Origin of the sequence: Bacillus sp. HSf4 (genome assembly GCF_029537375.1) — a bacterium.
Taxonomy (GTDB): Bacteria; Bacillota; Bacilli; order Bacillales; family Bacillaceae; genus Bacillus; species Bacillus sonorensis_A.
In genome coordinates, this window is the sequence record NZ_CP120679.1 from 591063 (window position 1) to 602613 (window position 11551).

General features: G+C 47.0%; 11 protein-coding genes and 4 pseudogenes. 8 read left to right on the forward strand and 7 right to left on the reverse strand.

The window, feature by feature from the left end; all coding sequences use genetic code 11:
- Positions 1–151: 151 nt before the first annotated feature.
- Positions 152–751, forward strand: a pseudogene (locus tag P3X63_RS02915) (lytic polysaccharide monooxygenase); the annotation flags it as partial.
- An 86-nt stretch (positions 752–837) separates the two neighbouring features.
- Here P3X63_RS02915 and P3X63_RS02920 read toward each other — a convergent pair.
- The 5 genes from P3X63_RS02920 to aspA all read right to left on the reverse strand — a co-directional run bounded on the left by P3X63_RS02920 (position 838) and on the right by aspA (position 5004).
- Positions 838–1089: a hypothetical protein gene (locus tag P3X63_RS02920; RefSeq protein WP_277692449.1), complete on the reverse strand. Its 252-nt coding sequence runs from the start codon at positions 1087–1089 to the stop codon at positions 838–840.
- 71 nt (positions 1090–1160) lie between these two features.
- Entirely contained in the window at positions 1161–1712 is a 552-nt protein-coding gene (locus P3X63_RS02925) for a GNAT family N-acetyltransferase (RefSeq protein WP_026585965.1), read from the reverse strand.
- Between the two features lie 56 nt (positions 1713–1768).
- A complete protein-coding gene (locus P3X63_RS02930) occupies positions 1769–3049 on the reverse strand; it encodes an Nramp family divalent metal transporter (protein WP_026585966.1) in 1281 nt (426 codons plus the stop codon).
- 171 nt (positions 3050–3220) lie between these two features.
- Positions 3221–3487 carry a GlsB/YeaQ/YmgE family stress response membrane protein gene (locus P3X63_RS02935; protein WP_026585967.1) on the reverse strand — a complete coding sequence of 89 codons (267 nt, stop codon included), beginning with the start codon at positions 3485–3487 and terminating at the stop codon, positions 3221–3223.
- A 95-nt stretch (positions 3488–3582) separates the two neighbouring features.
- A complete protein-coding gene (aspA, locus tag P3X63_RS02940; protein WP_026585968.1) occupies positions 3583–5004 on the reverse strand; it encodes an aspartate ammonia-lyase in 1422 nt (473 codons plus the stop codon).
- A gap of 306 nt (positions 5005–5310) precedes the next feature.
- Between aspA and P3X63_RS02945 the strand changes: the two genes are divergently transcribed.
- Positions 5311–6522: a macrolide family glycosyltransferase gene (locus P3X63_RS02945; RefSeq protein ID WP_026585969.1), complete on the forward strand. Its 1212-nt coding sequence runs from the start codon at positions 5311–5313 to the stop codon at positions 6520–6522.
- Positions 6523–6604: 82 nt separating this feature from the next.
- Here the strand turns inward: P3X63_RS02945 and P3X63_RS02950 are convergent, their stop codons facing one another.
- Entirely contained in the window at positions 6605–6790 is a 186-nt protein-coding gene (locus P3X63_RS02950) for a hypothetical protein (protein WP_142246053.1), read from the reverse strand.
- A 65-nt stretch (positions 6791–6855) separates the two neighbouring features.
- Between P3X63_RS02950 and P3X63_RS02955 the strand changes: the two genes are divergently transcribed.
- Both P3X63_RS02955 and P3X63_RS02960 read left to right on the forward strand, forming a co-directional pair.
- A complete protein-coding gene (locus tag P3X63_RS02955) occupies positions 6856–7680 on the forward strand; it encodes an EcsC family protein (RefSeq protein ID WP_372708726.1) in 825 nt (274 codons plus the stop codon).
- A 154-nt stretch (positions 7681–7834) separates the two neighbouring features.
- Complete coding sequence (locus P3X63_RS02960) at positions 7835–8548, forward strand: Type 1 glutamine amidotransferase-like domain-containing protein (RefSeq protein WP_026585971.1); 714 nt, start codon at positions 7835–7837, stop codon at positions 8546–8548.
- An 82-nt stretch (positions 8549–8630) separates the two neighbouring features.
- Here the strand turns inward: P3X63_RS02960 and P3X63_RS02965 are convergent, their stop codons facing one another.
- A complete protein-coding gene (locus tag P3X63_RS02965) occupies positions 8631–9932 on the reverse strand; it encodes a Na+/H+ antiporter NhaC family protein (protein WP_026585972.1) in 1302 nt (433 codons plus the stop codon).
- 142 nt (positions 9933–10074) lie between these two features.
- Between P3X63_RS02965 and P3X63_RS22725 the strand changes: the two are divergent.
- The 4 genes and pseudogenes from P3X63_RS22725 to P3X63_RS02980 all read left to right on the forward strand — a co-directional run.
- Positions 10075–10404 (forward strand): annotated as a pseudogene (locus P3X63_RS22725) (cupin domain-containing protein); the annotation flags it as partial.
- Positions 10405–10425: 21 nt separating this feature from the next.
- A pseudogene (locus P3X63_RS22730) lies at positions 10426–10773 on the forward strand (DUF4937 domain-containing protein); the annotation flags it as partial.
- A gap of 100 nt (positions 10774–10873) precedes the next feature.
- Positions 10874–11302, forward strand: a pseudogene (locus P3X63_RS02975) (KGG domain-containing protein); the annotation flags it as partial.
- The gene (locus P3X63_RS02980; protein ID WP_277692883.1) at positions 11276–11374 is read left to right on the forward strand and encodes a KGG domain-containing protein; all 99 of its coding nucleotides are present in this window, start codon (positions 11276–11278) and stop codon (positions 11372–11374) included. The pseudogene P3X63_RS02975 and the gene P3X63_RS02980, both read left to right, overlap by 27 nt.
- Positions 11375–11551 lie beyond the last annotated feature (177 nt).

Consider the following 11551-nt stretch of genomic DNA (forward strand, 5'->3'; position numbering starts at 1 on the left):
CAAGGGGCAGCAGCTTCCTTGGCGATTTTTTTCCGATTCCGTTGATTTATCGGCTGTTTATATGGAAAATAAAAGAAGGCGGGGCGTGTAAAACAGCCGGCCGACAGCGCACCAAAACCCATCTCACAATGAAAAGGGAGGGGTTATCAAAATGCAGCTTTTTCAAAAGCGAAGCGCCGCGGTGATAGCGGCGGCATTATGGTCGGGATTGTTGTTCATTCCTCAGCAGGCGTTTGCCCATGGTTTTGTTGAAAAGCCCGAAAGCAGGGCGGCTTTGTGCAGCGAGTCCTATGGACTGCTCAATTTGAATTGCGGCAGCGTCATGTATGAACCGCAAAGCCTGGAGGCGAAAAAGGGGTTTCCGCAGGACGGACCTGCTGATGGGCAAATTGCATCTGCGGGCGGACTGTTCGGCGGCATTCTTGATCAGCAGTCTGAGAATCGCTGGTTTAAACACATCATGACCGGAGGCGTCCATACATTTACTTGGACATATACCGCTCCCCACAAAACGAGCCAATGGCACTACTATATCACCAAAAAAGACTGGGACCCCAATCAGCCGCTGAAAAGAGCCGACTTTGAAGCGATCGGCACAATAGAACATGACGGGTCTCCTGCATCCAATCATCTATCCCATCAAATAGAAGTGCCACAAGATCGCCAAGGATACCATGTGATTTTGGCCGTTTGGGATGTGGCTGATACTGAAAACGCTTTCTATCAAGCGATTGATGTTCAGCTTGTGAGCCCATAAGCGTCCGATCAGGATTCTGGCAGAGTGGGTTTTGGTGCAAATATAAAAAAAGCCTGTCTTTGACAAGCTTTCATTACAGGTTATTTGTTTTTCTTCATCGCCGCAGCCATAAACGGAAGAACCGTTCCAAACAGCATCGTGCCTCCGAAGAAGTTGCCGAGATAAGGCTGTCCGATCAGATAGCACACGGCAAACACGAGAGTCGCCAGTCCGATCATCACATAGGCCGGAAAGAATCTTTTTTGAAAGCTCATCCTTTGGGTGATCCGGAAAAAGATCAGTCCGATAACAAGCGGGACAAGCCATAAGTAGAATAGGACAAATATTTTCATTGCGAAAACCTCATATTTTTTTATCTATCATACCAGATAAACGGTAAAAAAGGGTGTGACAAGTTTCGAACTTATTTGCCGCGCTCGGCGTATTCTTTCCTCAGGAGTCCGTAGACGAAATGATCGGCAAAATGATCATGAAGCCATTCGCATTGTCTGAGGCAGCCTTCTTTCACAAATCCGAGCCTTTCGGGTATCGCCCGGCTTCTGCTGTTTTTAACCGCCGCCCTGATTTCAACCCGGTTGAGTTCATATTCGTTAAACATCATATCAATCAGCGCGCGGCATGCGCTCGTCATGATTCCTTTTCCCTGATGAGATTCACCGAGCCAGTAGCCGATCGATGTCGTTCGGTTGGTCCAATTGATATAGTGCAGGCCGATCATGCCGGCGAATTGCTGTTGATGCCAGATCCCTGCCTGAAAGCCGTTATTCGCGGCAGCCTGCTTCATGGCATCCTCGATAAAAGCTTCGGTGTCTTCAAGCTTCTTCGTTCCGTCGACCCAGTACAGCCATTTTCTTAAATGCTGTTTGGATTGCTGGATCTGTTTGTAGACGGCGGGTGCATCCTTTGGTTCAAGCATTTTTAAATACAGATCATGATCAATCTTCAGTGTGAACATCCAGAATCCTCCTTTTCTCCAGTATAAAGAAAAAAGCCCGACCGAAGTCAGCTTTTTTAACCGGTAAATGTATCAAAAATGAGAAACACGTTAAGTCCGACGATCAGAACAGCAATGATCCATGATACGGCTGTCACCCATGCGGCGTTTTTAAGGCTTCCCATGATCCGCTTATTGCTTGTAAATAGAATAAGCGGAATGAGAGCGAAGGCGATTCCGAACGACAGGACGACCTGGCTTAACACGAGGGCGGTTGTCGGGTTGACGCCTGAAGCAATGATGGCAATCGGCGGCAAAATCGTGATAAATCGTCTTAAATAAAGCGGAATTCGAAAATTGATGAATCCTTGCATAATAATATCTCCCGAAAGTGTTCCGACAGATGAACTGGATAAGCCTGCCGTCAAAAGTCCGATGCCGAACAACACGGCTGACAGCGGACTGACCATTGTGCTGAAATGGCTGAAGGCGACATCCAGATCCTCGACAAAAATCCCGTTTTTGAAAAACAATGCGGCGGCAACGATCAGCATGCTCGCATTGATCGCTCCGGCAATCAGCATGGCGATCAAAATATCGATAAATTCAAACCGGAATATTTTTTTCTTTTCAGCATCCGTTTTTCCAACCACCCTTCTTTGGGTGAGAGCGGAGTGCAAGTAAATGGCGTGCGGCATAACCGTTGCTCCGAGGATCCCCGCCGCCAGAAGAATGCTGTCGGTTCCGTCAAAGCGAGGGACAAACATGCCCTCCAAAACCGATCCAATGTCAGGCTTTGCAAAAAAAGTCTGAAAGGCAAAGGCGATCACGACGATAAACAGCATTCCTGTAATCGCCGCTTCGAGCGGGCGGACGCCGCGCCGTTGCAGCTCCAGGATCGCGAATGATCCAGCCGCTGCAATGAGCGATGCTTCAAGAAGCGGAATGCCGAACAATAGATAAAGGCCGAGAGCCGCTCCGATAAATTCGGCAAGGTCTGTCGCGATGACGACGAGCTCTCCCTGAATCCAAAGACCGACCGACACCGGTTTTGGGAATTCCTCCCTTGCAACCTCGGGAAGATTTTTGCCCGTTGCAATGCCGAGCTTGGCGGACAGCGACTGTATAAGCAGCGCCATAATATTCGAAAAAAGAATAACCCATAAAAGCAAATATCCGTACTTGGAACCTGCAGCAATGTTTGTGGCAAAGTTGCCGGGATCGATATAGGCGATGGCAGCTATAAAAGCCGGCCCCAGAAAAGGAAGGAGCCTTTTGAAACCTTTGCTTTTTCCATCTAGTGCGTCTTGAGCTTCTTTTGATATTTGTGCGTGTCTGGACATATCTTGACTGACCATATGATTCACCTAGATTCTCGTTGTTTTTTCCTTGTACATAAAAGTTTCCTTAATGCAAATTCCATATTCATCATATGCCCTGACATTATGAATTGTCAACCATAAGATGCGTAGTTTATACAAGCCAAACAAAAACCAGCACCGCTCCCTGCGATGCTGGCTGCCTCTGTCCTATGCTTCAGACCGCGAACCTGTTCTTCCCCGGAACAGAAGATTCAAAATAAAGACGAGGATTGCGGCTCCGATGATAGCCGGAAAAATGGCGAATCCAGCAATGTCAGGCCCCCACGTTCCGAACAGCCCGTGACCGATCCAGGCTCCGACAAAGCCGACAACCATGGAGCCGATCCATCCGCCGGGAGCGCCGCTGCCTCCGATTGCACCTCCGATCAAACCGATGACAATTGCAACAATTAAAGAAACGAGAAATCCCAACATTGTCATTCCACCCTCTTTCAATTGTTTTATATTGAATGTTTAGCCTTCCTGAAGCACTGCTAAACACGTAAAAACATATCGGGTGAAACGAATGGCTACTCCTCGAGCAGCGAGGCGCCGGCTATGCCGGGATGTGTCATCTCGTAAGGATCGAGAATCAGATCAAGCTCCTCTTCTGTCAGCACATCATGCAGCAAACAAAGTTCGCGAACCGATTGTCCTGTCGCAATCGCTTCTTTTGCGATTCTTGCCGCTGCTTCATATCCGAGATGGGGGTTGACGGCGGTAATGACGCCGACGCTTTTTTCCACGAATTCCTTCAGCCTGATTTCATTTGCTTCGATTCCTTTGATACAGTAATCGGTAAAGACGCGGAAGCCGTTGTTCATGATTTTGATCGACTGCAGCAGGTTGAAAACAAGGACGGGTTCCATCACGTTTAATTCAAGCTGTCCCGCTTCTGAAGCAAGGCAGATCGTATGATCATTGCCGATGACCTGGAATGCGATCTGGTTCATCACCTCAGGCATGACAGGGTTCACTTTACCCGGCATGATCGAAGAGCCGGGCTGGCGCGGCGGCAGCCGGATTTCCGCAAGACCCGCTCTCGGACCTGAAGCCATTAAGCGGATATCGTTGGCGATTTTGGACATGTTCATCATCCCGACTTTAAGGGCGGCGGACACTTCTGTGTAGGCATCGGTGTTCTGGGTGGCGTCAACAAGATGGTCCGCTCCTTTCAGCTGATAGCCGCTGATTTCTGACAGGTGCTCGACGACGCTTTTGATATATCTTGGGTCGGCGTTTAAGCCTGTGCCGACTGCGGTCGCTCCCATATTGACTTCATACAAATGGTGCCGGGACTGTTTAATTCGCTCGATGTCTCTTTCAATCACGCGCGAATAGGCTTCAAACTCCTGTCCGAGCCGGATCGGAACCGCGTCTTGAAGATGGGTCCGTCCCATTTTGATGACGGAATCAAATTCAGCCGCTTTTTGTCGGAATGCGTCAAGCATATCCTCCATCGTCCCTAAAAGCTTTTTGATATGATTCAATGTCGCCAGGTGAATCGCCGTCGGAAAAACGTCATTCGTTGACTGCGCCATGTTGACATGTGTGTTTGGACTTAAATGAAAATAGTCGCCTTTGTCTCTTCCTAAAAGCTCCAATCCTCTATTCGCGATCACCTCGTTGGTGTTCATGTTCATTGAGGTCCCGGCTCCGCCTTGAATGGGATCGACGATAAAATGATCGTGCCAGAGGCCGTCCATGATTTCACCGGCCGCCTTGATGATGACCTCGCCGAGATCTTTATACAGCCGCTTGATTTCCATGTTGGAGAGAGCGGCCGCTTTTTTGACCATAGCCAAAGCTTTAATCAGCTCTTCATCGATCTGATAGCCGGTGATCGGAAAATTTTCAACGGCTCTCATCGTCTGTACCCCGTAATAAGCATCAGCCGGAACTTCTTTTTCTCCTAGAAAGTCTTTTTCAATCCGGGTTGTTTTCGTTTCCATGGATAAGCCCCTCCGTGTGTTGTTTCTTATCATGTAGTGTGTCACGATCCGCCGCATTTTTATTTTCAGTAAAAAAAGTAAATTCGGCTCCCTAAAGCAGGTTGTCAAGTAATAAAAAGCCTGTTTTCAATAATCGAATCCGATCATTTGTATGACGAAAAATTTTCAAGGAAAGATATACAAAAACAGACAAATGGTCATATGGTTATGTTTGTGTATTATTCACTTCATTAAATTTCTTTACGGTTAAGCGTTTTTGTAGTAAAGTTCATAATAAATTTTGGAAGCAGGAAAGGAAGTACTGTGATGGGAAATGTACTGATGATTAATTTTCCAGGGGAAGGTCATATCAACCCCTCTATAGGTGTAACGAAAGAATTGCAAAGCCGTGGTGAAAAGGTCGTCTATTATGCAGTCGAAGAATACGCGGAAAAAATAAAAAAAACAGGGGCCGAAGTTCGTTTATATCCCGATTTTAGAGATGATTTATCCTTCGGGAGAAGCAGAACCGGTGATGAGAAAATGGACTTTGCCGAAATCGGTTTAAACATGGCAAAAAAGGCGGATGAAATCGTTCAGCTCATATACCGGGAAGTCAAAGATGAGCAATATGATTATGTCATTTTCGATCATCACTTTTTGGCAGGAAAAATCATTGCCGAAATGATGGGGCTGCCTTGCATTTCATTGTGCACGACGTTTGCCATGGATGAAGAACTGATCCATTCCTTTGGCAAAACGCATCAAACCGGTCTTGAAAACTCGCCTTGCTTAGAACAACTTCAGCAGTTTCTCTTGGAATTAAGTGACCGGTATCCTGTCAGCCTGAGCCAGCCGTTTGATGTCTTTTCATGCCCCGGAGACATCACAATCGTTTTCACTTCAAGGGAATTTCAGCCTCATGCTGAAAGGTTTGGAGAGGACTACTTGTTCGTCGGCCCGTCTGTCACGAGCCGCCACGACCCGGGCAGCTTCCCGATGCATGAACTCGAGGGCGAGACCGTCATCGTCATCTCAATGGGGACGATCTTCAATCGGCAAAAAGAGATTTACAATATGTGCATTGATGCCTTGCAAGACTTTGACGGAAAAGTGGTTATGTCAATCGGCAGACATACGAATCCGGATGAGCTGAACGACATCCCAGACCATTTTATCGTCAAGCCTTATATTCCGCAGCTGGAGCTTTTGAAAACCGCTGATTTGTTCGTTACACACGGCGGAATGAACAGCACAAATGAAGGGCTTTACTTTGATACACCGCTTATTGTCATCCCGATGGGAGGTGATCAGTTCTTCGTCGCCAGCCAGGTGGAAAGAGCAGGCGCCGGCGTTAAACTGGACAAAACAGAGCTCACATCAGAGGTTTTGCGGGAAAAGGTGAAAGAAGTGCTTGAAAACCGCTCCTATGCTGACAGCGCCGCCGACATCGGCAAATCGCTCCGAAGCGCCGGGGGCTACAAAAGGGCTGCTGATGCTATTTTTGAACTGGTGCATGAAACAGTGGAAAAGGGATAAAACTTCCCTTTTCCTTTTTTTCGTTTTGCAGACTGTTGGGTTTCCTGCATGGGGCATTGTGTTCATCACGGCATCCCGGCTTTCAATCCGGCGCAGTCTGCCAACCTTCCAATCCAAGCCCATTCAGGCGTCTCAACCAATTTTCCTTTTCCCATCCTTGAAGATGCTTCTCTACCCCGATACCTTTACACATTGATTGTTCAGTGATGTCATCATCATTTTGATTCCACCAATTCTCCGATGTTATTTGTTCAGGCGGTTTTGCCAAAAACGAGGATTCCTGAGGCGAATCATTGTATACTAAAACAAAACAACAAGGAGGACAGAATTCTCTTGGAGAAGACAGAGCTGGAAGAACAGTTGAAAATCATAGAAAAATGGGAAAAAGAACAGCAGAAAGTATGGTTTTGGGAAAGAATCGGCCGGCTTCCGTTTAAAGTGCTGGATAAGCTGACACCGGCTTTTATTCAAGACAAAATCGGCCTTTTGCTGGATGAAATCGGCGGTTTTATTCAAAACGGCGGTCAGTATTTGACGTCTGAAAAACATCTGATCCGCAAGTTTCAAAAAGAGCTTCCGAACGAAACGATGGAAACGATCGCTGATGTGCAAAAGGCGCCTTTAGCGGTGATGGACCAAATTTGCGAAGAGCTTGGCAAAAACAGAGCGAACACCGCGGCCGTGCAAGGGGCGACAACTGGTGTGGGCGGCCTTTTCACACTAGCGATCGATATTCCCGCCATCCTCGGCCTTTCTTTGAAAACCTTGCAGGATATCGCGGTGTCTTACGGCTATGATCCGAAAGAAAAGACAGAGCGGATGTTTATCATCAAATGCCTGCAGCTGAGTTCTGCCGATATCGTCGGAAAAAAAGCGATCATTCAAGAACTCAGCCAATATCATCGCAGCCCGGATGAACGCCAAAACATGATCTCGCAAATTCAAGGCTGGCGGGAAGTTGTCTATACATACCGCGATTCCTTCGGCTGGAAAAAGCTTTTTCAAATGGTGCCCATCGCCGGTATTCTATTTGGCGCGATCACGAACCGTTCGATGATGAACGGTGTGGCGGAAACAGGCATGATGATGTATAAAAAACGGAGAATATTGGAGCGGCTGGAGGATATCGAGAAAGAACCGGAAAGATTGGGGGAATAGTTGAGGCGCTGAAACAATAGAGGTTCCGGTCATCTGAAAATAAATATATTCCTTTGGCAAACGTGCATCGCTATATATGCGGTGCTCTTTTTTGCAAGATTTAAAAAATGCATCCAGTTCATTTGCGAATGAACAGACTGGAAGGAATGAGGGAATGAGGCAGATTATTGCGATGGGCGGCGGCGGTTTTTCTATGGAGCCGGAAAACCTTTTATTAGATCAATATATTTTAGCTCAAGTCAAAAACGATTTACCAAAGGTATGTTTTGTTCCAACAGCCAGCGGTGACCAAACAAATGATATTGAAAGGTTTTATAAGGCGTTTCACACGCTGCCTTGCGAGCCGTCACACTTATCTTTATTTGAACCGCAATTTAAAGAATTGGAGAAATATGTTGTTGAAAAAGATGTGATATATGTCGGCGGGGGAAGTACGAGGAATATGCTTGTTTTGTGGAAGGAATGGGGATTAGATGACGTTTTGCAAAAGGCATATGAAAAAGGGGTTGTACTTGCTGGATTGAGTGCGGGTTCAATTTGCTGGTTTGAAGAAGGGATAACTGACCCGTTGAATGCGCCTTTATATAAGCTCGATGGTCTAGGCTTTCTGAAGGGAAGCCATTGTCCTCATTATGATGGAGAGAGCAAAAGGAAGCCTTCATATCACAAGTTCATCTTGGAAGGAAAAATAAAAGAAGGCTATGCAGTCGATGACGGTGCGGCTGTGCACTTTATCAATGAAACACTGGCTGCTTCTGTCAGTTCCAGGGCAAATGCAAAGTCATACAAAGTCAAATGTGCAAATGGTGAAATCAGTGAAACAGAGATTCGTACAAAGCGCTTAGGTGTTTGCAGAGGTCAAGTATAAGTGAGGGCTCGACGTCTGCGGCATTTTTTAAAGTTGAGCAAAATAAAACTGGGCCCTCTTAATGAGGGCCCAGGATGCGGGTTTAGATTTCCTTTTTCTGACGTTCTGTAAACCTTGGAAAACCGAACAAAATCGCGGCAATCCCGCAAATGCCGATCAAAATCGGATAGAAGGAGTAAGGGAGAATACTGATCGGCGATATTTTGGCGATTTGCGCCGCTGACAGCATTTGCGCGCCGTATGGAATCAGCCCTTGGATGACGCATGAAAAGATATCAAGGATGCTCGCTGATTTCCGGCTGTCAATTCCGTATTGGTCTGATAAATCCTTAGCGAGCGGACCGGCCGTGATGATCGCAATCGTATTATTGGCCGTGGCCAGGTTGGCGGTGCTGACGAGCCCCGCAATTCCGGCTTCAGCTCCTTTTTTCGAACGGACTCTGCGGGAAACAAACTCAAGCAGGAAGGCGATGCCGCCGTTTCGTTTCATCATTTCCGCCATTCCGCCGATCAGAAGAGACAGAATGATCAATTCGGACATCCCGCCGATTCCTTCCGTTATCGCCTGCAGGTAGGAGTGAAGAGTCAGGCTGCCGTCGGAAATGCCGATTACACCGGATAAGACGATTCCGCCAAGGATGACGGCCATCACATTAAAACCGAGAAGCGCAAAAATTAAAACGCCGAGATACGGCAGTACCTTGATCAAGCTGTAAGTCCCTGCCTGTGATACAGGGTGTCCTCCCGATGAGAAAATCATCAGCAGAATGATCGTTACAATCGCTGCGGGTAGCACGATCAAGAAATTCGTTTTGAATTTGTCCGACATTTTTGTTTTTTGTGTGCGGACGGCGGCAATCGTTGTATCAGAAATAAATGACAAGTTATCTCCAAACATGGCGCCGCCGACAACGGCAGCAACCGAAAATGCCGGGGAAACCCCGATTTCAGCGCTGATCCCGGCGCTGATCGGAGCGAGCGCCGCTATCGTGCCGGTTGATGTACCCATTGAAACGGAGATGAAAGCGGCAATGATAAATAAGCCGGCAACCAAAAACTGCCCGGGCACAAGGGAAAGAGCCAGATTCACCGTTGACTCTACAGCCCCCATCGCTTTTGCGACAGAAGAAAACGCCCCCGCCAAAATAAAAATCATCACCATAATCATGATATCGGGATGTCCCGCTCCTGTTGCGAACCACTCGGTCTTGCGGCTGAGCGGCTCCTTTCGGTTCATGGCGAGCGAAACAACCGCCGCGGCAAGAGCGGCTACCAAAATCGGCAGGCTGTAAAAGTCGCCCGTGACAAGCCCTGAGCCGACAAATAAGCAGACAAATAAAAATAGCGGCAAAAGCCCGGAAGCTTTTGCGTTTTGTTTTTGCATATCACGTACACCTCTTCTATTGCTATAACCGTTTTTTCACCAATATTCAACACTTTAAAAGGCGAAAGGCCAAAAGTCAAATGGTAAAATTAGTTCGGGAGAAAATGAATCAAAAAGAGGGGGAAGTCAAATGGACTTTCGAATGGGATCGAAAATGAATATGGCTGAAATGACAAAGGAAATCGGGGAAAAACACGCTAATTTCATCGTCTCTGAAGTGAACGATCATTGCCTGCGGGCCGCAGTCCTGGAGGGAGACTACATATGGCAATTCCACCCGGATTCGGATGAACTGTTTATGGTGATCGAGGGCGAGCTTTTAATCGACTTCAAGGACCGCGGCACAGAAGTGCTGAAGCCGAACGATTCTCTTCTTATACCGCGAGGCGTGATTCACAGGACGCGAGCTGAAAAAAGAACGGTTAATCTTTGCATCGAAAAAACAAACGCGGAAACCGTCATGTTGAATGAAGGCAATGTGTTAAAGCTCATCCGGTGCAAACCGGCCGGACAGGATAAACGCCCGTTCAGTGAGGCTCAGGCGAAATGGACCCCGGTTAAGGACATCAATGGCCTGATCAGACAATGGGGCGGATGGCGGGAGTCTGAATCCGGCCCGGAAGCCGTCGTGATGGCGCTTTGGAAAACAAAACGGGATTATTTGGATTTTATGAGGAACGATCACGATCTGATCTATGAAAACACGAATCAGCAAGACACGTTTGCATCAAGTGTTATTCGCCTTCTTGAAGATCCGGGTGAGATAAGCCGCGCGCTCGAAAAGTATAGCGCGGAGCTTGTCTTTGAACCGGAATGGACGGTCAACGGCACGAGGGTCTAGGACGAGCGGCCGCAGATTTTCGGGAATGTGCTGTTTTTGTTTATTCTTTTTAAGGTGTGGAATGTAAAAACCATAACACTTTATAAAGGAGGAAAACAAAATGGCAAACAATAACGAAAACAACAAAATGAGCAGGGAAGAAGCAGGCAGAAAAGGCGGAAAGACGACTAGCCAAAACCACGATCAGGAATTTTACCAGGAGATCGGCCAAAAAGGCGGAGAGGCGACAAGCGAAAATCACGATAAAGAATTCTACCAGGAGATCGGCCAAAAAGGCGGAGAGGCGACAAGCGAAAATCACGATAAAGAATTCTACCAGGAGATCGGCCAAAAAGGCGGAGAGGCGACAAGCGAAAACCATGATCAGGAATTCTACCAGGAGATCGGTCAAAAAGGCGGAGAGGCGACAAGCGAAAACCATGATCAGGAATTCTACCAGGAGATCGGTCAAAAAGGCGGAGAGGCGACAAAACGCAACCATGACAAAGAATTCTATCAAGAAATCGGTGAAAAAGGCGGAGAAAAAACGAGTCAAAATCATGACAAGGAGTTCTACCGGGAAATTGGCGAAAAAGGCGGACGCCAAAGAAGAAGCGGATAATCCTAATCAAGAAAAGGGAGGGCTTTACAGAAGCTCCTCTCTTTTATTATGCTTCACCATACAGTGTCCTTCATTGTCTAAATTAAAATATGATAAATTATTGATCCGGAAAAGAGATTTCCGCGTTGTTTTGTTATATAATTTCAAATGATACTCTAATTGTAATTATGAAACTTT

Bases quoted from the DNA above. Each gene is read 5' to 3' on its own strand.
- P3X63_RS02920 (WP_277692449.1), bottom strand. From the start codon at position 1,089: ATGAAAATATTTGTCCTATTCTACTTATGGCTTGTCCCGCTTGTTATC.
- P3X63_RS02930 (WP_026585966.1), bottom strand. From the start codon at position 3,049: ATGGTCAGTCAAGATATGTCCAGACACGCACAAATATCAAAAGAAGCT.
- P3X63_RS02935 (WP_026585967.1), bottom strand. From the start codon at position 3,487: ATGTTGGGATTTCTCGTTTCTTTAATTGTTGCAATTGTCATCGGTTTG.
- P3X63_RS02965 (WP_026585972.1), bottom strand. From the start codon at position 9,932: ATGCAAAAACAAAACGCAAAAGCTTCCGGGCTTTTGCCGCTATTTTTA.
- aspA (WP_026585968.1), bottom strand. From the start codon at position 5,004: ATGGAAACGAAAACAACCCGGATTGAAAAAGACTTTCTAGGAGAAAAA.
- P3X63_RS02960 (WP_026585971.1), top strand. From the start codon at position 7,835: ATGAGGCAGATTATTGCGATGGGCGGCGGCGGTTTTTCTATGGAGCCG.
- P3X63_RS02925 (WP_026585965.1), bottom strand. From the start codon at position 1,712: ATGTTCACACTGAAGATTGATCATGATCTGTATTTAAAAATGCTTGAA.
- P3X63_RS02945 (WP_026585969.1), top strand. From the start codon at position 5,311: ATGGGAAATGTACTGATGATTAATTTTCCAGGGGAAGGTCATATCAAC.